This is a genomic window from Streptomyces bambusae, from assembly GCF_019400985.1.
GTDB lineage: Bacteria > Actinomycetota > Actinomycetes > Streptomycetales > Streptomycetaceae > Streptomyces > Streptomyces bambusae_A.
Window position 1 is genome coordinate 1 of record NZ_WTFF01000124.1, and the last position, 20,415, is coordinate 20,415.

Below are 20,415 nucleotides of genomic sequence, written 5' to 3' on the forward strand. Positions count from 1 at the left end.
GCCCCACAGCGCCCCGCCCGCCAGGACCAGCGCCGTGCCGGCCGCCCACGGCCCGCCCGCGCCGAGCGCGTACGCCTCCACCACCCCGCGCGGGGCCGAGGCGAAGAGCCGGCCGCGCACCGCGTGCCACGCGGCGGCGGCGCTGAGCAGCATCGACAGGGCCAGGCACAGCAGCACGGCGGCCACCACGCACTGCCACACCCACAGCGCGACGACGGGTTCGCGCTCGGGCCAGTCGGCTCGGGCCAGCAGACGGGGGGCGACCACCGCGGTCAGGGCGCCGAGCAGCAGAAGAACGGCGGGGACCATCATGGCGCCAGCCTATGAGCGCGGGACTACCTGCGGGTACGGTCCGGTGCCATTGGTGACGCAGGACACTCCCGCCCCGACGCCGCAGGCCCGCTCCGCCGCACCGGGCCCGACCGCCCGCCCGCCGTCGCCCGGTTCACCACGACAGCAGCATCGCGAACATGCCCATGCCCATGGCGAGCCGGCACGCCCGGGTCAGTTCGTCCGTACCGTCGGCACCGCCGGCACCGCCCATCCCGCCCGGGGGCCGGTGGGCGATCGTGCCCGCCCCCACCAGCCGGACCCCGCCCACCAGCACGTATCCCGCGAAGTACCACAGCAGGGCCCCGGTCAGCAGCGGGACCCCGCCCGCCGCGCCGCCGTGCCCCTGCCCGTGCCCGGCCCCGCTCCCCGCGAGGGCCGGCACCGACATGTAGACCATCGCCGCGGCCCCCACCAGGTGGTGCGCGTGGTGCGCCCCGCCGCGCAGCAGCCACAGCGCGTGCAGCCCGGCCAGGGCGAACACCGCCGCCAGCGCCCAGGACACCGCCCCGCCCATCGGGAGCGGCGCGGCCATCACCGCCATCCCCAGCCCCATCACGGCGTCCCCGGCCGCCACGCCCCGGTCCGCTCTGCTCACCCGCCCCAGGCAGTACGCGCCGCTGGCCGCGCACAGCGACACCAGCAACCAGGCGGAGAGGGACGTCGTGGGACCGTGCACGGGAACGACCTCCCGATCGACCGACGGTGTCACCGAAGACATGCCCGCAGGCCGTCGGGTTACCCTCTGCCCATGGACACGGCCGACATCGCAGCAGCCCCCGCACCGCTGACCTTCCGGCCCGCGGGCGAAGCAGACGTACCCGCCCTCGTGGCGCTCGTGGAGTCGGCGTACCGGGGCGAGGGCAGCCGCGCGGGCTGGACCACGGAGGCGGACTATCTGGACGGGCAGCGCACCGACGAGCAGGGCGTGCGAGAGATCGTCGCCGCGCCCGACAGCCTGCTGCTCGTGGTCGAGCGCGAGGGCGGCATCGTCGCCTGCTGTCATCTCGAACACCGCGGGGAGTACACGTACTTCGGGATGTTCGCGGTCCGTCCGCACCTTCAGGGCGCCGGCCTCGGCCGGGAGATCCTGGCCGAGGCCGAGCGCCGCGCCCGCGAGGTCTGGGGCGCCCGGGAGATGCACATGACCGTGGTCAACGTGCGCGAGGAGCTCATCGCGTACTACGTGCGCCGCGGCTACCGCCGCACCGGCCGGCTGAGCCCCTTCCCGTACGGCGACGAGCGCTTCGGCATCCCGCTGCGCCCCGACCTCGCCTTCGAACTGCTGGTCAAGCCGCTGGTCTGAGGGGGCCGGGGGCTACGCGGTGAACCGGCCCGTCAGCCGGATCTCCGGGTACCCGGTCGCCGCGCCGTCGAGCTCCAGCGCCCGGGCGAGCCGCAGTTGGTCCATGGTGTCCACCGTCCAGCCGGTGACACGCAGGCCGGCCGTGTGCGCGGACTCGACGGTCTCCAGCGTCAGGCGCCGCAGGTTCAGGGCGACCGTCTCCGCACCCGCCGCCAGCGCCCGGTCCACGACGTCCTCGCCGTAGCGGCCCGCCGTCAGGACCGTCCGCACACCCGGCACCAGCCGGGCCGTCTCGTAGAGCACCGCGTCGTGGGCGGAGGCGACCTCCATCCGGGACGTCAGGTCCTGCCGCAGCATCAGACCCGCGAGCGCCTGCGCCGTGGCCCCGTCCTGGACCGAGGCCTGCAGCGGGGCGGCCACCGCGTCCAGCACCTCTTCCAGCACCGGCACCTGCTCGCCCAGCCCCGCGTCGAGCTCGCGCAGCTCGGCCAGCGTCAGGTCCGCCACGGCGCCGGTGCCGTCGGTGGTGCGGTCCACCTCCGCGTCGTGCAGGACGACGAGCGCGCCGTCCTTGCTGAGCCTGAGATCCAGCGCGATGACGTCCATGCCGGAGCGTTCCGCGCGCACGAACGACCGCAGGGTGTTCTCCGGTTCGACACCCATGACCCCGCGGTGACCGATGGTGAGGAAAGTCAAGGTTCTCTCGCTTCCGTCGACGGCGGCTCCCGCGCGGGCCGGGTGTCCCGACCGGCCGCGCGGTGAGGAGGCAGCCTAGTCCTCCGGCGCCGCGTTGAGACCGCCCGTGCACGGCCCTGACGGCGCCGCACGACCGGTTCCCGCCAGGGTCGCGCGGCGCCCCGGCCGCCGCCCGCGGGTCACCCGCCCGTGGGCGCGTCCCCGCCGGCTTGACCACCACCGCCGCGCGGGTGTCCGCGCACTCCAGCACCCCGAGGTCCGCGAGCAACGCCTCGGCCGACTCCGGCCCCGCCAGGTGCCGGCGCCCGCTCCAGCGCAGCGCCGGCCGCGAGAACCCCCACTCCGCGACCACGGCGTGACCCGGCCAGGACGCCTACCGCTGCTGCGGGCTGCCTGCCGCGATCCGGCTCACGCGATCCGGCTCACGCGATCCGGGACCCGTGCGGCGTGTGATCCACGCGATCCGCGTGATCCGCATGCGTACGGCTGTGGCGGTGCAGGATTCCCGTGATCCGCACCCACCGGCCTCCGGCGGCCGGGGGAGAGCCGAAGCGCCTGCGGCCGCCGCCGGCCCTGACCCGTGCCGGCCCGCCGCACCCGGTCCGCCACGAACGAAAGGACTGCCGTGTCCGGAACGACCGACCGGCTCGACCCGCGGGCCCGCCCCTTCGTCCGCGCCTTCTCCGCCGTCTTCCCCGACGTCGGGGGCGCCGTCAGCGATGCCGTGCAGGCCCGCCGCATCATGGCCGCCTCACCACCGCCGCCCGGCGAGCCGCCCGCCGTCGGCGCCGTGGCGGACCGTACCGTTCCCGGGCCGCCGGGCGCGCCGCCCGTACCCGTACGGATCTACCGGCCCGACCCGGCGCGGTGGCCCGGCCCCCGGCCCACCGTGGTCTTCTCGCACGGCGGCGGCTTCGTCCTGTGCGACCTCGACACCCACGACCGCATCGCCCGCAACATCTGCCGCGTGGCCGGCGCCGTCGTGGTCTCCGTCGACTACCGGCGCGCCCCCGAGCACCGCTTCCCCGCCGCCGTCGAGGACGCCCACGCGGCCCTGTGCTGGGCCGGCGACCACGTCGCGGGGCTCGGCGGCGACCCCGGCGCCCTGGTGGTGGCCGGGGACAGCGCGGGCGGCAACCTGGCCGCCGCCTCCCTGCTGCTCGCCGCCGAGCGCGGCGGCCCGCGGGTCGCCCTCCAGGTCCTCGTCTGTCCCTCCCTCACCGCGGACCTGGGCGGCGACTCCTACCGCCGCAACGCCACGGGCTACTACCTGACCACCGCCCACGTGCGGTGGTTCTGGGAGCAGTACCTCGGACCCGGCGGGGACGGCGGCCACCCGCTCGCCTCGCCGCTCGCCGCGGGCCCCGAGCGGCTCGCCGGCCTGCCGCCCGCCCATGTCGTGGTCGCCGGCTGCGACCCGGTCGCCGATGACGGGCAGGTGTACGACCGACTGCTTCGAGCCAGCGGAGTGAGGTCCTCCGTGGACCTGTACCCCGGGATGTTCCATGGCTTCCTCGCGCTCCCCGAGTACCTGTCCCCTGCCCGCGAGGCACTCGAAAGATTGGGCGGAGTCATCCATTCCTTGGTGAAGGACGGGAAGACTTTCGGTGGAGTGGGGGGTACTGCCGAATAATTTCCCGCAGCCCCTCTTGAGCGGGGGAGCCTCGCGCGTTTACGCTGTCTTGACGCGAGGTTCTCCTGTGGAGGAAGTGACATGACGGAAATTCTTGTGCCGGGCGTGGGTGGTGGCGTGATAGCTACCGGTGCGCGGGTGGTCGAGCACCCGGCGTGGCCCGAGCTCAAGGCCGCCGTGGAAGAGATCCGCCCCTGGCAGTCCAAGGACGGCTCCATCGACTTCGACGCGGAGGGCGCCCCGGCCCGGGCCGCCGCCGAGGCCGCCGTGGAGCGCGTCGTCGCCGGCGTCGAGGCCCTCTCCCCGCTGCTGCCGTACGACGCCGCGTACCACCGCGCCCTCGCTGCCGACCTGCGCAAGTGGGCCGCGGACGGCTTCCAGGTGCCGGACTTCCTGGACTCGCTGATGGAGTTCCACCCCGCGGCCGAGCGCGTGGACGGTCTGCAGCACCTCGTGCTGTTCCCGATGTACACCCAGAACGGCAACCCGAACCGCAACCTCGAAGCCGTCGTGCTGCGCATGGTGTGGCCGGACTGGCTCGCCGACCTCGAGGCCACCCGCTTCGACAACCCCGGCTACTGCGGCATCACCTTCGAGGACTTCACCGCCGGGTACGACACCCACTCGGCCGTGCTCTTCCCCGAGACCGTCGCCGTCCGCGAGGCGCCCGAGCGCTTTACCTGGGGCGCCATCTTCTGCGACCGCGAGGCCGCCCGCTTCCGCAAGGTCACCGAGGCCACCGTCGGCATCCTGGGCGTCGAGCTGCCCGAGGACATCGCCGCCATGCTCGACGACCAGAAGCGCTGCGAGCAGGCCTTCGCGCTCTGGGACCTGATCCACGACCGCGCGCACAGCCACGGCGACCTCCCGTTCGACCCGTTCATGATCAAGCAGCGCCAGCCGTTCTGGATGTACGGCCTGGAGGAGCTGCGCTGCGACCTCACCGCCTTCAAGCAGGCCGTCAAGCTCGAGGCCGAGGGCAACGAGCACGGTCGCGACGTGCAGTACGCCGTCCTCTTCGACCGGATGTTCCGCTTCCCGGTCTCCGGCGACCGCAACCGCAACTACGACGGCCTCGGCGGCCAGCTGCTCTTCGCGTACCTGCACAAGCACGACGTCGTCCGCTGGACCGACAACACGCTGATGATCGACTGGCAGCGCGCCCCCGAGGTCACCAACCAGCTCTGCGCCGAGATCGAGAAGCTGTACCGCGACGGCATCGACCGCCCCAAGCTCGTCCACTGGTTCAAGGCGTACGAGCTGGTCTCCACCTACCTCGCCCCGCACCCGGGCTCCAAGTGGGCCAAGGGCCCCGACGCCCTCGACCTGACGCAGCCGCCGCGCAAGCTCGTGGACGACGTGCTTTCGGACGAGTTTCCGCTCAGCATGTTCTTTGAGGCCCTCGCCAAGAAGCTCAAGGGCGTGATCGCCTCGACCAAGGGCATCACCGCTGACAGCGGCGAGCGGGTGGCCGCGTGAGCGACCGCGTACAGGAGGCTTCCAGCATGAACGGGTCCGGGAACGGCAACGCGAACGGAATGCTCAGCGGTGCGGTCGTCGCCGTGGCCGGGGCCGGCGGCCCCGCAGGCCACGCTGCCCTGCTCCGGCTGGCCGAGGCGGGTGCCACGGTCGTCGCCGCCGACGCCGACCCGGCCCGCCTGGCCGAGGCTGTGGACGCCGCCCGCTACGCCCACGGCGGTGCCACCGTCACCGGTGACACCGTGGACCTGCTCGACCTGGCCGCCACGAAGGAGTGGGCCGCCCGGACCGAGAAGGAGTTCGGGCGGATCGACGGGCTGGTCCACCTCGTCGGCGGCTGGCGCGGCAGCGCCTCGTTCACCGAGACCGACCTCGCGGACTGGGACTTCCTGCACAACCTGCTGATCCGTACCGTCCAGCACACTTCGCTCGCCTTCCACGACCCGCTGCTGCGCAGCGGGAACGGCCGCTACGTCCTGGTCAGCCAGGTCGGCGCGCACAAGCCGGTCGCCAACAACGCCGCGTACAACGCCGGCAAGGCGGCGGCCGAGGCGTGGACGCTGGCCCTGGCCGACTCCTTCCGCAAGGCGGCGGGCGACGACGGTCCCGGTGCCGCGGCTACGATCTTGGTCATCAAGGCACTGGTGCACGACGCCATGCGCGCCGAGCGCCCCAATGCGAAGTTCGCGGGCTTCACCGACGTCAAGGAACTGGCCGAGGCCATCACCGGCGTCTGGGAGCGGCCCGCCACGGAAGTGAACGGACAGCGTCTGTGGCTCACCCCGCAACCGTAAGGACCGACGCCCGCCGCCACCACGACCCCTCGGTGCGCGGTTTCGCGAGCGACAACTATGCGGGAGCACATCCGGAGATCCTGGAAGCGATAGCCCTCGCCAACGGCGGCCACCAGGTCGCCTACGGCGAGGACGAGTACACCGAGCACCTGCAGAAGGTCATCCGCAGCCACTTCGGTCCCTACGCCGAGGCCTTCCCGGTCTTCAACGGCACCGGCGCCAACGTCACCGCCCTCCAGGCGATGACGGACCGCTGGGGCGCGGTGATCTGCGCGAGGACCGCGCACATCAACGTGGACGAGGGCGGCGCGCCCGAGCGGATGGCGGGCATCAAGCTGCTCGCCGTCCCCACCCCGGACGGCAAGCTCACCCCCGAGCTGATCGACCAGGAGGCGTGGGGCTTCGAGGACGAGCACCGGGCCATGCCGCAGGTCGTGTCGATCACCCAGAACACCGAGCTGGGCACGGTCTACACCCCGGACGAGATCCGGGCGATCTGCGAGCACGCGCACCGGCTCGGCATGAAGGTGCACCTCGACGGCGCCCGGATAGCCAACGCTGCGGCCTCGCTCGACGTGCCGATGCGCACGTTCACCAACACGGTGGGCGTCGACGTGCTCTCGTACGGCGGCACGAAGAACGGCATGCTCTTCGGCGAGGCCGTGGTGGTGCTCAACCCGGACGCGGTCCGGCAGATGAAGCACGTCCGCAAGATGTCGATGCAGCTGGCCTCCAAGATGCGCTTCGTCTCGGTGCAACTCGAAGCGCTCCTGGCCAAGGACCTGTGGCTGCGCAACGCCCGGCACGCCAACGCCATGGCGCAGCGGCTCGCCGAGGGCGTCCGCCAGGTCGACGGGGTGGAGATCCTCTACCCGGTGCAGGCCAACGCGGTGTTCGCGCGACTGCCGCACGAGGTCTCGCGCCGCCTGCAGCAGCGCTACCGCTTCTACTTCTGGGACGAGGCCGCCGGCGACGTGCGCTGGATGTGCGGCTTCGACACCGAGGAGCAGGACGTGGACGGCTTCCTCCAGGCCCTCAAGGAGGAGATGTCCCGCTAGCGCAGCAGGGGCACCTCCCACCAATTCGATAGGCATGCATTCTCGTGCATAGGTATGCTCCTGGATCATGGAACTGATCCAGGAGCACGCCGACCTGTCCGCCTATCTGGTGGCCGACGACGTCGTCGACCACGACCACCCGACGGTGCGCGAGACCGCCGCCGCACTGCGGGCCGCCGCCGGCGCAGGCGCCCACGCCTACGCCGAGGCCGCCTTCGAGTTCGTCCGCGACACCGTCCCGCACTCGGCCGACTCCGGAGACCTGCGTGTCAGCTGGCGCGCCTCCGACGTCCTCGCCACCCGCAACGGCATCTGCTACGCCAAGTCGCACGCCCTGGCCGCCCTGCTGCGGGCCGAGGGCATTCCCACGGCCTTCTGCTACCAGCGCCTCGTGGACGAGCATGAGTGCGGCGACAGCTGCTCCGGTGGAGCCGGAGCCTGCCCCGGGGGTCCGGCCGCCGTCCACGGCCTGGTCGCCGTGCTGCTGCCCGGGCGCGACGCGTGGGCCCGCCTCGACCCCCGCGGCAACAAGCCCGGTGTGGACGCCCGGTTCAGCCTGGACGAGGAGCGGTTGGCCTTCCCGGTCCGCCCGGAGCTCGGCGAGGTCGACTACCCCGTGCTCCACGCCGACCCGCACCCGCCCACCGTCCGGGCCCTGCGGAACTCCGCCGACCGGCTCGCGCTCTGGGCGAACCTCCCGACCGCTCTGCCGGCCTGACGGGTGCGGCGTACGCCCCCTCGGTGCCGGTGGCGATCGCGCTGTTCGCCCTGATCCGGCCCAGGAGCCGTGTCCCCGGTCGGCGTACGCCGTGTCCCCCGACGGGCTTTCCCCGCATGCGCCCGCGGCGGGCGGCGGTGAGGCTGACTGCGACAACCCCGTCGAAGGAGGACCTGGATGAACCACACTGACCGTCGGCGGAGTCACCGGCACGAGCGCGAGCCCGGCAGATCCCGGGGGAGGAGGCAAGGCGGCCGCGACCCGTCTGGCCTTCCATGATCAGATGCGCAAGCTCCGGGAGGACCACATCACATGGACGCGGCTGACGATCGTCAGCTTCGCCGCGGACCTGCCGGACCTGGAGCTGAACCCGAGGTTCTGGCCCCGGGACCAGATCCGCGCCGAGTTCCGCGAGCACCTGGACCTCACGCTCAAGGAGGCCACCGACCGGCTGCAGGGCAACTTCGCGGCCGATATCCGGGACTACGACGAGGTGCACGACCACATCCTGGGCCTGGCCGACTTCCTGTCGTGCGGTGTCATCAAGCGGTTCCCGGACGAGTTCCGCAAGAGCGCACACCCGAGGAGGGACGCGATCTGTCCCTGAGCGGGTCCCTCCCTGAGGACGTACGGGGCCCTGCCCCTGCCCCGGTACCGCCGAGAGGTGCCGACGGCGGGGTGGCGGCCCCTGCCCCGCCGTCGGTCCGGCGTCAGCCCGCCTCGCGCACCTCGGCCGCGGTCGGCGCCGTGCCGCCCAGGTGGGCGGGCAGCCACCAGGAGTCGTGCGTGCCCTTCGGCTTGGCCGGGTAGGCGCGCTGCGCCGCCTCCAGCAGCTCTCCCACGCGCTCGCGCAGCCGCCGCGTGATGGCCCCGGCGTACTGGTCGGTGGGCGCCTCGATCGGCTCGCCGACCCGCATGGTCACCGGGATGTGGCTGCGGCGCAGGTCCTTCGGGCGGCCCTTGGTCCACAGCCGCTGGGTGCCCCACAGCGCCATCGGGATCAGCGGGACGCCGGCCTCCTGCGCCATGCGCGCCGCGCCGGACTTGAAGCTCTTCAGGGTGAACGACTGCGAGATCGTCGCCTCCGGGAAGACCCCGATGATCTCGCCGGACCGCAGCGCGGCCAGGGCCTGCTGGTACGCGGCCTCACCCTGCTTGCGGTCCACCGGGATGTGCTTCATGGCGCGCATCAGCGGCCCGGACACCTTGTGCCGGAAGACGGAGTCCTTGGCCATGAAGCGGACCAGGCGTTTCGACGGCCGCGCGGTCAGGCCGGTGAAGATGAAGTCGAGGTAGCCGATGTGGTTGGAGACCAGCACGGCGCCGCCCTTGTGCGGGATGTTCTCGGTGCCCTTCATGTCGATGCGGATGTCCAGCGCACGGAAGAGCGTGTGGGCTGCACCGATCACAGGGGGGTAGACGAGCTCAGCCATCAGGGGGAGACCCCGCTTTCTGCCTTAGGGAGGTTCTCCCGGCCGGAAGTTACGCCAACGTAGGTAACGTGGCCATGGGGATCGTGCCCCAAACACGGGCCGCTGGCCAGTTCAGACGCCCGTGCCGGAGGAGATTCTCGTCACGCCGGGAATGCCCCGGCTCGTACAGGCGCTCGGATCATCGTACGAGCAGGGTGGGCGTGGCGAACAGGAGTGTCAGGTGCCGGGACGTGCGGGAACGGGTCGGCTCGACGCGGCGGAGCTGGGCGCTCCGCTGGGGGAGCGGGCCACGCTGGTGCAGTTCTCCAGCGCCTTCTGCCAGCCGTGCCGGGGCACCCGGCGGATCCTGGCGGAGGTCAGCGGCATGGTCGACGGCGTCGCGCACGTCGAGGTCGACGCCGAGGAGCGGCTCGCGCTGGTGCGCGCGCTCGGCATCGAGAAGACCCCGACCGTCCTGGTGCTGGACGCATCCGGCACCGTGGTCCGCCGGGCGGCCGGGATGCCGCGGAAGGCGGACGTGATCGCCGCGCTCGGCGCGGCGCTGTGAGCCGCCCCGCGCCGGAGTGCGCGAGCGCACCGGGCGTGACGCGCCTGACATCTGTCCGTAGGCGCTTGACTGCGCGCCGCGCAGATCGCCAGTCTGGCGAACGGATACCGCAGCGGAAGGAAACCAGCTCCTCATGACGGCCCCGTCGGCCCCGTCCGTCCCCTCGGCCCCTGCGGCCGCGCCGGTCCCCGTGCGGGCCGGTTCTCCCGAGCTGCTGCGCTCCGTCTTCCGCCAGCACGCGGCCGGTGTCGCGGTGATCACCGCCGTCGACGGCGTCCGCCCGGTGGGTTTCACCGCCACCTCGCTCAACTCGGTCTCCGCCGATCCTCCGCTGCTGTCGTTCTCCATCGGTACCGGCTCCTCCAGCTGGCCCGCGATCGCCGCCTCCGACCACCTCGGCGTCCACATACTCGCCGAGGAGCAGCACGAGCTGGCCGGGCTGTTCGCCCGCAGCGGGGCCGACCGCTTCGGGGACCGGACCGGCTGGCGGCCCGGACCCGAGGGCGTGCCCGTGCTGGACGGCGTACTGGCGTGGCTGGTGTGCCGCGTGGTGGCCCGGGTGCCCGCGGGCGAGCACCGGGTGGTCATCGCGGAGGCGGTCGCGGGGCACTCCCTGGGGGACGGCCGGACGGAGGGCCGGCCGCTGCTGTACCACCAGGGTCGCTTCAACGCGCTGCGCGACTGAATCGTCCCTGCTGGGGTGGGTTCGGGCGGCGTTGGCAAGGTCACAGTTCACCGGCCTTGCCACTGGGTGGGACGCACGCTGTACTGACGAGTAACATTTCCTTCGGAGCGCGGGCCGCCCCGATCGGGAACCGCCCAAGAAGGCGCCTATGCTGCCCTCATCAAGGCAGCTCGGAAAAGACGATGCAGTAGGAGAGCCGGCGTGAGCTTGAGGATCGTTGTCTGTGTGAAGTACGTGCCCGACGCCACCGGCGACCGGCACTTCGCCGATGACCTGACCGTCGACCGCGACGACGTCGACGGCCTGCTGTCGGAGCTCGACGAGTACGCCGTCGAGCAGGCGCTGCAGATCGCCGAAGAGGCGGACGACGCGGAGATCACCGTCCTGACCGTCGGCCCGGAGGACGCCAAGGACGCGCTGCGCAAGGCGCTGTCCATGGGCGCCGACAAGGCCGTCCACGTCGAGGACGACGACCTGCACGGCAGCGACGTCATCGGCACCTCCCTGGTGCTCGCCAAGGCGATCGAGAAGGCCGGCTACGACCTGGTCGTCACCGGCATGGCCTCGACCGACGGCACGATGGGCGTGCTCCCGGCGCTCCTGGCCGAGCGCCTGGGCGTCCCGCAGGTCACCCTGCTCTCCGAGGTCAAGGTCGAGGACGGCACCGTCACCGGCCGCCGTGACGGCGACGCCGCCAGCGAGCAGCTCGAGGCCTCCCTCCCGGCGGTCGTCTCCGTGACGGACCAGTCCGGCGAGGCCCGCTACCCGTCCTTCAAGGGCATCATGGCCGCCAAGAAGAAGCCGGTGGAGTCCTGGGACCTGTCCGACCTCGACATCGAGGCCGAGGAGGTCGGTCTGGAGAACGCCTACACCGTGGTCGACTCCGCCGCGCAGCGTCCGGCCCGTACCGCCGGCACGATCGTCAAGGACGAGGGCGAGGGCGGCAAGCAGCTGGCCGAGTTCCTGGCCGGTCAGAAGTTCATCTGAGGACTTCGGTCACCTCAACCGCCCCCTCACCCTTCGTAACAGCAGGAGAGCAGTCCCATGGCTGAAGTTCTCGTCTACGTCGACCACGTGGACGGCGCCGTCCGCAAGCCCACCCTCGAGCTGCTGACGCTGGCCCGCCGCATCGGCGAGCCCGTCGCCGTCGCCCTGGGCGCCGGTGCCGCCGACACCGCCGCCGTGCTCGCCGAGCACGGTGCGGTCAAGGTCCTCACCGCCGACGCCCCCGAGTTCGCCGAGTACCTCGTCGTACCGAAGGTGGACGCGCTGCAGGCCGCGTACGAGGCCGTCTCCCCGGCCGCCGTGCTCGTCCCGTCCTCCGCCGAGGGCAAGGAGATCGCCGCCCGCCTGGCCCTCCGCATCGGCTCCGGCATCATCACCGACGCCGTGGACCTGGAGGCGGGTGACGAGGGCCCGGTCGCGACGCAGTCCGCGTTCGCCGCGTCCTTCACCACCAAGTCCCGTGTCTCCAAGGGCACCCCGGTCATCACCGTCAAGCCGAACTCGGCTCCGGTCGAGGCCGCCCCGGCCGCGGGCGCCGTCGAGGCCCTCGCCGTCACCTTCGGCGCCCTGGCCACCGGCACCAAGGTCACCTCGCGCACCCCGCGCGAGTCGACCGGCCGCCCCGAGCTGACCGAGGCCGCGATCGTGGTCTCCGGTGGCCGCGGCGTCAACGGTGCCGAGAACTTCGGGATCATCGAGGCGCTGGCCGACTCGCTCGGTGCCGCCGTCGGCGCCTCCCGCGCCGCCGTCGACGCCGGCTGGTACCCGCACTCCAACCAGGTCGGCCAGACCGGCAAGTCGGTCTCCCCGCAGCTGTACATCGCCTCCGGCATCTCCGGCGCGATCCAGCACCGGGCCGGCATGCAGACCTCGAAGACCATCGTGGCCATCAACAAGGACGCCGAGGCCCCGATCTTCGACCTCGTCGACTACGGCGTGGTGGGCGACCTCTTCCAGGTCGTCCCGCAGCTGACCGAGGAGATCAAGGCCCGCAAGGGCTGATCTCCGGCCGACCGGCCGAAATCGTCGGGCCGAAGGCCTGACCTGCACGGACACCGTGACCCGGGGCCGCGTGGTGACTCTCACCACGCGGCCCCGCGGCGTTCCGGGCAACCATTGACCTGTACCGCCCCCGCAACTAAATTCTGCATAGCGGATCGAAGATTCCGCTGAGTGGAAGAGGAGAGTGCACGATGGGTCAGCAGGAGAAGGTGGCGACGAGCCTCGCCGGCGCGGTGAGCGAGGGCATCAGCGCTTCCCTGGCGCCGGTGGACGCGGAACTCGCGCGCCGCTACCCGGGCGACCCCGGCACCCGCCAGCCCATCCACACCGTCTACGTCCCGGGCGACGTCTTCGGCCCGGACACCATCCGCTCCTGGGGCGACCAGGCCCTCGCCGCCCTCGACGAGCACGCCCCGGACGCCGGCACCTTCGCCGAGGTCCTCGGCATCCCGGACGAGCTGGCCGTCCCGGTCTACGAGCGGGTCCGCGCCAAGCTGGAGCGCGAGCCCGTCGAGGACCTCCGCATCGACTTCGAGGACGGCTTCGGCGTCCGCTCCGACGAGGAGGAGGACCAGGCCGCCGCCCGGGCCGCCCGCCTCGTCTCGGAGGCGTACTCCAACGGCACCAACGCCCCGTACATGGGCATCCGGATGAAGTGCATGGAGTCCAACGTCCGGGACCGCGGCATCCGCACCACCGACGTCTTCCTCTCCGGCCTCCTCGCCCACGGCGGCCTGCCCGACAACCTGGTCCTCACCCTGCCCAAGGTCACCTACGCCGAGCAGGTCGCCGCCTTCGTACAGCTGCTGGAGGCCTTCGAGTCCGCCCGCGGCCTGCGCCCGGGCCGTCTCGGCTTCGAGATCCAGATCGAGACCAGCCAGGCCATCCTCGGCCCGGACGGCACCGCCACCGTGGCACGCATGCTCGACGCCGCCAAGGGCCGCGCCACGGGCCTGCACTACGGCACCTTCGACTACAGCGCCTGCGTCGGAGTCTCCGCCGCCTACCAGGCCAGCGACCACCCGGCCGCGGACCACGCCAAGGCGGTCATGCAGGTCGCGGCCGCCGGCACCGGCGTACGCGTCTCGGACGGCTCCACCAACGTCCTGCCGATCGGCACCACCGAGCACGTCCACCAGGCCTGGAAGCTGCACTACGGCCTGACCCGCCGGGCCCTGGCCCGCGCCTACTACCAGGGCTGGGACATGCACCCCGGCCACCTCCCGACCCGGTACGCCGCCGTCTTCACCTTCTACCGCGAGGGCCTTCAGGCCGCCGCCGCCCGGCTGAAGGCCTACGTCGCCAAGATCGAGGGCGACGTGATGGACGAGCCCGCGACCGCCAAGGCCCTGGCCGGGTACCTGGTACGCGGCCTGGACTGCGGCGCCGTCGGCACCGACGAGGTCACCGCCCTGACCGGCCTGACCCGCGCCGAACTCGACGCCTTCGCCATCCCGCGCCGCTCGGCCACCCTGACGGCCACGGCGTAACACGCAGGTACGTCGCCCGCCGCGACGCACGCCACGTCGCCCGCCGCGACGGCCCGGCACCCGACCGGTCGGGTGCCGGGCCGTCGGCTCGTTCCGGGTTCAGGCCGGCGGGAGTTCGCCCGACCCGCGCGGGATCAGGCGGGTCGGGAGTTCGACCCGGGCCGGAGCGGGGGCGGCGCCCGCCAGGCGCTGGAAGAGCCGGTCGGCGGCGACCCGGCCGAGGGCCGCCGCGTCCTGCGCGACCACGGTGACCCCCGGGCGCAGCAGGTCGGCCAGCTCGAAGTCGTCGAAGCCGACCAGCGCCACCGGCCGGGACGTACCGGCCAGCACCCGGACCACCGTCACGGTCACCCGGTTGTTGCCCGCGAACAGCGCGGTGACCGGCTCCGGGCCTGCCAGCATCGCCGTGGCCGCCCCGGTGACCCGGCCCGGTTCGGTGGAGCCCAGCGACACCCAGGAGTCGTCCACCGGCAGGCCCGCCCCGGCCATGGCCGCGCGGTAGCCGCGCAGTCGCTCCGTCGCCGTGTGGATGCGCGGATGGTCGCCGATGAACCCGATCCGGCGGTGGCCGTGCGCGATCAGGTGGGCCACCCCCTCGCGGGCGCCGCCGAAGCTGTCCGAGAGCACCACGTCGGCGTCGATCCGGCCCGCCGGACGGTCCACGAACACCGTCGCCACCCCGGCCCGGATCTCCGGCTCCAGGTAGCGGTGGTCGTCCCCGGCCGGGATCACGATCAGGCCGTCCACCCGGCGCGCGCACAACGCGAGCACCAACTCCCGCTCCCGCTCCGGGTCCTCGGCGCTGGACCCGTTGACGAGCAGGGCGCCGTGCGCCCGCGCCACCTCCTCCACGGCCCGGCTCAGCGGCCCGTAGAACGGGTCGGCGAGATCCTCCAGGACCAGCCCGACGCTGGCGGTGCGGCCCTTGCGCAGGACCCGCGCGCTGTCGTTGCGGCGGAAGCCGAGCGCCTCGATGGCCTCCTGGACCCGCCGCTCGGTCTCCGGGGTGACCCCGGGTTCGCCGCCCACCACCCGGGACACCGTCTTCAGGCCCACGCCCGCGCGTGCCGCCACGTCCTTCATCGTCGGCCGCAGGCCGTAGCGGGGCTCGGACGGGCGGCGGGAGTGCGGCACGGTGCGTAGACCTCCGGTGTTGTCGGCTTCGATGACCCTGTCGAACCTTGCTGACGGCCTTGATGACTTTGACGACCTTGACGACCTTGAGCATAAGCACCTCGGCCGATAAGCGGGTTTCCGTGACAGGGTGGGGCGGGCAGGCCACTGGGGGCTTCGGACGAGGCATCGGGAGAGGGATCATCGTGATTGTCTGGATCAACGGCGCGTTCGGCGCCGGGAAGACCAGCACGGCCCGCGAACTGACCGGACTCCTGCCGGACAGCACCGTGTACGACCCTGAGCTCGTCGGCGGCGCGCTGATGCGCCTCCTGCCGCGCGAACGCGCCGACGAGGTCTCGGACTTCCAGGACCTGCCCAGCTGGCGCCGACTGGTGGTGGACGCGGCCGCCGCGCTGCTCGCCGAGCTCGGCGGCACGCTGGTGGTGCCGATGACACTGCTCCGCCAGGAGTACCGCGACGAGATATTCGGCGCGCTCGCGGCCCGCCGGATCCCGGTGCGGCATGTGGTGCTGGACCCGGGGGAAACGATTCTGCGTGAGCGCATCGCACACCGCGCCGAGCCCGGGCCGACCCCGCAGCAGAACGAGGTCCGGGCCCGGCAGTGGGCCTGCGACCACATCCCGGCGTACACGGAGGCGCTCGACGGCTGGCTCGGACAGGACGCCCTGGTACTGGACAACGGGCATCTGACGCCCCGGCAGACCGCCGAACGCGTCGCCGAGGCCGTGACCAGCGGGACCGCTGGAGTCTGCGACATCGTCCAGACGCCCGAGCCGACCAGGGAGACCGTCGCCGCCGGGGTGCTCCTCTTCGACGAGGAGGACCGGGTACTGCTGGTGGACCCGACGTACAAGCCGGGCTGGGAGTTCCCGGGCGGGGTCGTCGAGGCGGGGGAGGCGCCGGCCCAGGCCGGCATGCGGGAGGTGGCCGAGGAGCTCGGCGTCGTCCTCGAACGGGTGCCCCGCCTGCTGCTGGTGGACTGGGAGCCGCCGTGTCACCCCGGTTACGGCGGGCTGCGGCTGCTCTTCGACGGGGGCCGGCTCTCCGAGCCGGACCGCGCGGCGCTCCGGCTGCCCGGCCCGGAGCTGCGCGCCTGGCGCTTCGCCACCGAGCCGGAAGCCGCCGGGATGCTGCCGCCGAACCGCTTCGAGCGGCTGCGCTGGGCGCTGCGGGCCCGGGAGCGCTCCACGGTCCTCAACCTGGAGGCGGGCACCCCGGTCGGCTGACCGGGGTGGGGCGGGGCGGCGCGCGGCGGGCGGGCGGTCAGGCGGAGGTCACGGAATCCGCCGTTCCAGCCGCGGTGGGCGCGGAATCGGCCGCTCCAGCCGGGGCAGGCACGGAATCCGCCGCTCCCGCCGCGGCAGGCGCGGGTGGCACGTCCGCCGCGGTCGCGTCCGCGCCTTCCGCCGCCGCGCGCAGGGCCGCGGCCGTGCCCTCGACCAGCGGGTCGCCGTGCCCGAAGCACGCCACCTCGGGCTCCAGCGCGGCCAGGCGCCGGAAGGACTCGATCGCCTGTGCCCGGTCGACGTTGAAGACGCCCAGCATCACCTGGCCCACGCCCGCCACGCAGTCACCCGTGAACAGCACGCCGTGCTCCGGCAGATGGACGCCGATGCTGCCGTCCGTGTGCCCGGGGGAGTGGACGACGTACGCGCCGCCCCCGAAGTCCAGCCGGTCGCCGTCCTCCAGTTCGCGGTGGACCGGGGTCGGCGGGGCCTCCGGGACGGTGAGCCCGTGCCGGTACAGCGGGACCTCCCAGTCCAGCAGGACCGGTTCCGGCACTGGCCGCTCGCCGCGGACCACGGGTGCGTCCAGGCGGTGCGCGAGCACCTGCGCGCCCCACCGGGCGGCCAGTTCACCGGCCGCGCCGACGTGGTCGCGGTGGCAGTGGGTCAGGACGATCCGCTCCAGCCGGGCGGGGTCGAGCCCGAGGGAACGTATCGCCCCCTCGATCAGGCCCGCGGACCCGGCGTGGCCGGCGTCGATCAGGGTCAGGGCGGCACCGTCGCGCCAGAGATATGCCTGGCCGATGGGCCAGCGGAGCATGTGCAGCCGGTTCGGGACTACTTCTACGAGATCCATGAGGCGACCGTAGGACGCCCGGGCCCGCGCGACCGCCCCGCTTCACCGTGAGCGGAGTACGCCCAGAGCGCAGTGCGCCCTGGGCGTACAAGAGACGTCCGAGTGGACGTCAGCTCTGCTTGGAGCGCGCGTAGTTGACCAGGAACAGCGCCTCCACGACCGACAGTCGCTCCAGCTCCTCCGGGGACACGCTCTCGTTCACGGCGTGGATCTGCGCCTCCGGCTCGCTCAGCCCGATCAGCAGCATCTCCGCCTCCGGGTACAGCGAGGTCAGCGCGTTGCACAGGGGGATCGACCCGCCCATGCCGCTGACCTGCATCTGCTGGCCCGGGTACGCCACCTCCATCGCCGCGGCCATCGAGGCGTACGCCGGGCTGTCGGTGTCCGCCTGGAACGGCTGGCCCTGGCCGACGACCTCCAGCTCCAGCCGCGCCTTCCACGGCGTGTGGGCCCGCAGGTGCGCCTCCAGCAGCTTGATGGCCTCCTGGGCGTCCACGCCCGGCGGGATCCGCAGGCTGATCAGCGCGCCCGCGCTCGCGTGCACCGACGGGGTGGCGCCGATGACCGGCGGGCAGTCGATGCCGAGCACCGTCACCGCGGGACGGGCCCACAGCCGGTCGGCGACCGTGCCGTCGCCGATCAGCCCGACCCCGTCCAGCACCTTGGCGTCGGACCGGAAGTCCTCCTCCGGGTACTGCAGGCCCTCCCACACCCCGTCCGTGGCGAGCCCGTCCACCGTGGTCGAGCCGTCCGCCGCGCGCAGCGAGTCCAGCACCTTGATCAGCGCGGCCAGCGCGTCCGGGGCGACGCCGCCGAACATGCCCGAGTGCAGGTTCCCGGCGAGGGTGTCGATCCGCACCTTCATCAGCGTCATACCGCGCAGCGTGGCCGTCACCGTGGGCAGGCCGGTACGGAAGTTGCCCGCGTCGCCGATGACGACGGCATCGGCGGTCAGCAGCTCCGGGTGCGCCTCGGCGTACTGCTGGAGGCCGCCGGTGCCCTGCTCCTCCGAGCCCTCCACGATCACCTTGACGCCCACCGGCACGCCGCCGTTCGCCTTCAGCGCGCGCAGCGCCAGCAGGTGCATGATGAAGCCGCCCTTGCAGTCGGCCGCACCGCGCCCGTACCAGCGGCCGTCGCGCTCGGTCAGTTCGAAGGCCGGGGAGATCCAGGCGGCGTCGTCGAGCGGCGGCTGGACGTCGTAGTGCGCGTACAGCAGCACGGTCGGCGCGCCCTCGGGGCCGGGCAGGAAGCCGTACACCGACTGCGTGCCGTCGGGGGTGTCGAGGAGGGCGACGTCCTGGAAGCCCTCGGCGCGCAGGGCGGCGGCCACCCAGTTCGCGGCCTTCTCGCTCTCGCTGCGCGGGAACTGCGCCCAGTCCGCCACCGACTGGAAGGCCACCAGCTCGGCGAGCTCCTGCTGGGCGCGGGGCATCAGCGAGGCGACGGTCTCGGCGATCGGATGGGACGACATGGGCACGCTCCTCGTGGGTGCGACGTTGTTCTACGTGGCCGGGTAAGGCGATGGTCGTCCCGATCCTCGCACAGAGGAGCGGGACGGTGTCGCGCCGTAGGATTTGCCCGGCATCGGAGCCGACCGGGGATCAGGAGCAGCAGCACATCGTGAGCAGCGACGACGTACGCGACGCAGGGGGACAGGCCGCCGGGGAACCGGGCGGTGCGGGTGGCGGTGAGGACGGGGGGACCGGCGGACCGAGCGGCGGACGGACCGGCGGACCGGCTGCGGTCTGGGACGTGGTCGTGGTCGGCGCGGGCCCGGCGGGGGCCTCGGCCGCGCATGCGGCGGCGGCCGCGGGACGGCAGGTGCTGCTGCTGGAGAAGGCCGAACTGCCGCGGTACAAGACGTGCGGCGGCGGCATCATCGGGCCTTCGCGCGATGCGCTGCCGCCCGGTTTCGTGCTGCCTTTCAAGGACCGGATCCACGCGGTCACCTTCTCGCTGAACGGCAGGCTGCACCGCACCCGGCGCTCGAAGGGCATGCTCTTCGGGCTCGTCGACCGGCCGGAGTTCGACGCCGGGCTGGTCGCCGCCGCGGAGAAGGCCGGCGCCACGGTGCGCACCGGCACGGCGGTCGCGCGCGTCGAGCAGCACGGGGCCTCGGTGCCCGACCGGCGCACCGTGGCCGTCGTCCTGGCGGACGGCGAGGTCGTGCTGGCGCGGGCCGTGGTCGGCGCGGACGGCAGCGCGAGCCGGATCGGCGCGCACGTGGGCGTGCAGATGGACCAGGTCGACCTCGGCCTGGAGGCGGAGATCCCGGTCCCCGCCACGGTCGCGGCGGACTGGAAGGGCCGGGTCCTCATCGACTGGGGCCCGCTGCCCGGCAGTTACGGCTGGGTGTTCCCCAAGGGGGACACGCTGACCGTGGGCGTCATCTCGGCCAAGGGGGACGGCGCCGGGACCAAGCGGTACCTGGAGGACTTCATCGCCCGGCTGGGACTGGCCGGCTTCGAACCCGCCGTGTCGTCGGGACACCTGACGCGCTGCCGCAAGCCGGACTCGCCGCTGTCGCGGGGGCGGGTGCTCGTGGCGGGCGACGCGGCCGGACTGCTCGAGCCGTGGACCCGGGAGGGCATCTCCTTCGCGCTGCGCTCCGGGCGGCTGGCGGGGGAGTGGGCGGTGCGGATCGCCGAGGCGCAGGACGCGGTCGACGCGCGGCGGCAGGCGCTGAACTACGCCTTTGCCGTGAAGGCCGGACTGGGCGTGGAGATGGAGGTCGGCCGGCGCATGATGACCGTCTTCGAGGCCCGGCCGGGGCTGCTGCACGCGGTGCTCACCGGTTTCCGGCCGGCGTGGCGGGCGTTCACCCGGATCACGCGGGGGTCGTCCTCGCTGGGCGAGATGGTGCGTACGCATCCGCTGGCGCGCAGGGCCCTGCACGAGCTGGACCGCCGCCAGGCGCGAGCGGCGGCGGGGCAGGAGTAGCGCGCCGGCGGGGGCGGCAGGGCGGGGCGGGGGGCCCGGCCGGGGGCTGGGGGCGGGACGTGAGCGCAGGTGGGCGG

Annotated in this window: 20 protein-coding genes and 1 pseudogene; 14 read left to right on the forward strand and 7 right to left on the reverse strand. The window is 73.1% G+C overall.

Features of this window, described 5'->3' with window-relative positions; genetic code table 11:
* Nucleotides 1-312 (reverse strand): annotated as a pseudogene (locus tag GPJ59_RS18400) (M56 family peptidase); the annotation flags it as partial.
* Between the two features lie 133 nt (nt 313-445).
* Nucleotides 446-1,009 carry a DUF5134 domain-containing protein gene (locus GPJ59_RS18405; protein WP_219668284.1) on the reverse strand — a complete coding sequence of 188 codons (564 nt, stop codon included), beginning with the start codon at nt 1,007-1,009 and terminating at the stop codon, nt 446-448.
* A 72-nt stretch (nt 1,010-1,081) separates the two neighbouring features.
* Here GPJ59_RS18405 and GPJ59_RS18410 point away from each other — a divergent pair, with 72 nt between their 5' ends.
* Complete coding sequence (locus tag GPJ59_RS18410) at nt 1,082-1,636, forward strand: GNAT family N-acetyltransferase (protein WP_219668285.1); 555 nt, start codon at nt 1,082-1,084, stop codon at nt 1,634-1,636.
* A gap of 12 nt (nt 1,637-1,648) precedes the next feature.
* Here GPJ59_RS18410 and GPJ59_RS18415 read toward each other — a convergent pair whose 3' ends face one another.
* Complete coding sequence (locus GPJ59_RS18415) at nt 1,649-2,332, reverse strand: glycerophosphodiester phosphodiesterase (RefSeq protein WP_219668286.1); 684 nt, start codon at nt 2,330-2,332, stop codon at nt 1,649-1,651.
* A 625-nt stretch (nt 2,333-2,957) separates the two neighbouring features.
* Between GPJ59_RS18415 and GPJ59_RS18420 the strand changes: the two genes are divergently transcribed.
* The 6 genes from GPJ59_RS18420 (at nt 2,958) to GPJ59_RS18445 (ending at nt 8,621) form a co-directional block, all read left to right on the forward strand.
* Nucleotides 2,958-3,965: an alpha/beta hydrolase gene (locus GPJ59_RS18420; protein WP_219668287.1), complete on the forward strand. Its 1,008-nt coding sequence runs from the start codon at nt 2,958-2,960 to the stop codon at nt 3,963-3,965.
* 81 nt (nt 3,966-4,046) lie between these two features.
* Entirely contained in the window at nt 4,047-5,444 is a 1,398-nt protein-coding gene (locus tag GPJ59_RS18425) for a DUF6421 family protein (protein WP_219668288.1), read from the forward strand.
* Nucleotides 5,445-5,470: 26 nt separating this feature from the next.
* Nucleotides 5,471-6,238 (forward strand): SDR family oxidoreductase, encoded by a 768-nt coding sequence (locus tag GPJ59_RS18430; RefSeq protein WP_219668289.1) that lies wholly within the window; start codon nt 5,471-5,473, stop codon nt 6,236-6,238.
* Complete coding sequence (locus GPJ59_RS18435) at nt 6,217-7,296, forward strand: threonine aldolase family protein (protein WP_219668290.1); 1,080 nt, start codon at nt 6,217-6,219, stop codon at nt 7,294-7,296. The genes GPJ59_RS18430 and GPJ59_RS18435 overlap by 22 nt, the downstream gene beginning before the upstream one ends.
* Nucleotides 7,297-7,363: 67 nt before the next feature.
* Nucleotides 7,364-8,014, forward strand: a complete 651-nt coding sequence (locus tag GPJ59_RS18440) for a transglutaminase-like domain-containing protein (RefSeq protein WP_219668291.1) — start codon at nt 7,364-7,366, stop codon at nt 8,012-8,014.
* 283 nt (nt 8,015-8,297) lie between these two features.
* Nucleotides 8,298-8,621, forward strand: a complete 324-nt coding sequence (locus tag GPJ59_RS18445) for a hypothetical protein (protein WP_219668292.1) — start codon at nt 8,298-8,300, stop codon at nt 8,619-8,621.
* Nucleotides 8,622-8,724: 103 nt separating this feature from the next.
* On the opposite strand, the gene GPJ59_RS18450 is transcribed toward GPJ59_RS18445, so the two are convergent.
* Complete coding sequence (locus tag GPJ59_RS18450; RefSeq protein ID WP_219668293.1) at nt 8,725-9,447, reverse strand: lysophospholipid acyltransferase family protein; 723 nt, start codon at nt 9,445-9,447, stop codon at nt 8,725-8,727.
* A 220-nt stretch (nt 9,448-9,667) separates the two neighbouring features.
* On the opposite strand from GPJ59_RS18450, the gene GPJ59_RS18455 reads away from it, so the two are divergent.
* The 5 genes from GPJ59_RS18455 to GPJ59_RS18475 all read left to right on the forward strand — a co-directional run bounded on the left by GPJ59_RS18455 (nt 9,668) and on the right by GPJ59_RS18475 (nt 14,176).
* The gene (locus tag GPJ59_RS18455; RefSeq protein WP_308120359.1) at nt 9,668-9,994 is read left to right on the forward strand and encodes a TlpA family protein disulfide reductase; all 327 of its coding nucleotides are present in this window, start codon (nt 9,668-9,670) and stop codon (nt 9,992-9,994) included.
* Between the two features lie 133 nt (nt 9,995-10,127).
* A complete protein-coding gene (locus GPJ59_RS18460) occupies nt 10,128-10,679 on the forward strand; it encodes a flavin reductase family protein (RefSeq protein WP_219668295.1) in 552 nt (183 codons plus the stop codon).
* Between the two features lie 201 nt (nt 10,680-10,880).
* On the forward strand, nt 10,881-11,666 hold the full coding sequence (locus GPJ59_RS18465; RefSeq protein ID WP_219668296.1) for an electron transfer flavoprotein subunit beta/FixA family protein: 786 nt from the start codon (nt 10,881-10,883) through the stop codon (nt 11,664-11,666).
* 57 nt (nt 11,667-11,723) lie between these two features.
* Nucleotides 11,724-12,686, forward strand: coding sequence for an electron transfer flavoprotein subunit alpha/FixB family protein (locus GPJ59_RS18470; RefSeq protein WP_219668297.1), 963 nt, complete (start codon nt 11,724-11,726; stop codon nt 12,684-12,686).
* A 191-nt stretch (nt 12,687-12,877) separates the two neighbouring features.
* Nucleotides 12,878-14,176, forward strand: coding sequence for a DUF6986 family protein (locus GPJ59_RS18475; protein ID WP_219668298.1), 1,299 nt, complete (start codon nt 12,878-12,880; stop codon nt 14,174-14,176).
* A 99-nt stretch (nt 14,177-14,275) separates the two neighbouring features.
* On the opposite strand, the gene GPJ59_RS18480 is transcribed toward GPJ59_RS18475, so the two are convergent.
* Nucleotides 14,276-15,259 (reverse strand): LacI family DNA-binding transcriptional regulator, encoded by a 984-nt coding sequence (locus GPJ59_RS18480; RefSeq protein ID WP_219668303.1) that lies wholly within the window; start codon nt 15,257-15,259, stop codon nt 14,276-14,278.
* 236 nt (nt 15,260-15,495) lie between these two features.
* Between GPJ59_RS18480 and GPJ59_RS18485 the strand changes: the two genes are divergently transcribed.
* The gene (locus GPJ59_RS18485; protein WP_219668299.1) at nt 15,496-16,539 is read left to right on the forward strand and encodes an NUDIX hydrolase; all 1,044 of its coding nucleotides are present in this window, start codon (nt 15,496-15,498) and stop codon (nt 16,537-16,539) included.
* 37 nt (nt 16,540-16,576) lie between these two features.
* Here the strand turns inward: GPJ59_RS18485 and GPJ59_RS18490 are convergent, their stop codons facing one another.
* Both GPJ59_RS18490 and GPJ59_RS18495 read right to left on the reverse strand, forming a co-directional pair.
* Nucleotides 16,577-17,395, reverse strand: coding sequence for an MBL fold metallo-hydrolase (locus tag GPJ59_RS18490; RefSeq protein WP_219668300.1), 819 nt, complete (start codon nt 17,393-17,395; stop codon nt 16,577-16,579).
* 109 nt (nt 17,396-17,504) lie between these two features.
* Nucleotides 17,505-18,869, reverse strand: a complete 1,365-nt coding sequence (locus GPJ59_RS18495; RefSeq protein ID WP_219668301.1) for a dipeptidase — start codon at nt 18,867-18,869, stop codon at nt 17,505-17,507.
* A 281-nt stretch (nt 18,870-19,150) separates the two neighbouring features.
* Between GPJ59_RS18495 and GPJ59_RS18500 the strand changes: the two genes are divergently transcribed.
* Nucleotides 19,151-20,338 carry a geranylgeranyl reductase family protein gene (locus GPJ59_RS18500; RefSeq protein WP_308120360.1) on the forward strand — a complete coding sequence of 396 codons (1,188 nt, stop codon included), beginning with the start codon at nt 19,151-19,153 and terminating at the stop codon, nt 20,336-20,338.
* Nucleotides 20,339-20,415 lie beyond the last annotated feature (77 nt).

What these genes read in the sequence shown, in the direction of transcription:
- GPJ59_RS18410 (WP_219668285.1), top strand. Translation starts at nt 1,082, where the DNA reads ATGGACACGGCCGACATCGCAGCAGCCCCCGCACCGCTGACCTTCCGG.
- GPJ59_RS18425 (WP_219668288.1), top strand. Translation starts at nt 4,047, where the DNA reads ATGACGGAAATTCTTGTGCCGGGCGTGGGTGGTGGCGTGATAGCTACC.
- GPJ59_RS18460 (WP_219668295.1), top strand. Translation starts at nt 10,128, where the DNA reads ATGACGGCCCCGTCGGCCCCGTCCGTCCCCTCGGCCCCTGCGGCCGCG.
- GPJ59_RS18470 (WP_219668297.1), top strand. Translation starts at nt 11,724, where the DNA reads ATGGCTGAAGTTCTCGTCTACGTCGACCACGTGGACGGCGCCGTCCGC.
- GPJ59_RS18480 (WP_219668303.1), bottom strand. Translation starts at nt 15,259, where the DNA reads ATGAAGGACGTGGCGGCACGCGCGGGCGTGGGCCTGAAGACGGTGTCC.
- GPJ59_RS18450 (WP_219668293.1), bottom strand. Translation starts at nt 9,447, where the DNA reads ATGGCTGAGCTCGTCTACCCCCCTGTGATCGGTGCAGCCCACACGCTC.
- GPJ59_RS18475 (WP_219668298.1), top strand. Translation starts at nt 12,878, where the DNA reads ATGGGTCAGCAGGAGAAGGTGGCGACGAGCCTCGCCGGCGCGGTGAGC.
- GPJ59_RS18445 (WP_219668292.1), top strand. Translation starts at nt 8,298, where the DNA reads ATGCGCAAGCTCCGGGAGGACCACATCACATGGACGCGGCTGACGATC.
- GPJ59_RS18440 (WP_219668291.1), top strand. Translation starts at nt 7,364, where the DNA reads ATGGAACTGATCCAGGAGCACGCCGACCTGTCCGCCTATCTGGTGGCC.
- GPJ59_RS18495 (WP_219668301.1), bottom strand. Translation starts at nt 18,869, where the DNA reads ATGTCGTCCCATCCGATCGCCGAGACCGTCGCCTCGCTGATGCCCCGC.
- GPJ59_RS18430 (WP_219668289.1), top strand. Translation starts at nt 5,471, where the DNA reads ATGAACGGGTCCGGGAACGGCAACGCGAACGGAATGCTCAGCGGTGCG.
- GPJ59_RS18490 (WP_219668300.1), bottom strand. Translation starts at nt 17,395, where the DNA reads ATGGATCTCGTAGAAGTAGTCCCGAACCGGCTGCACATGCTCCGCTGG.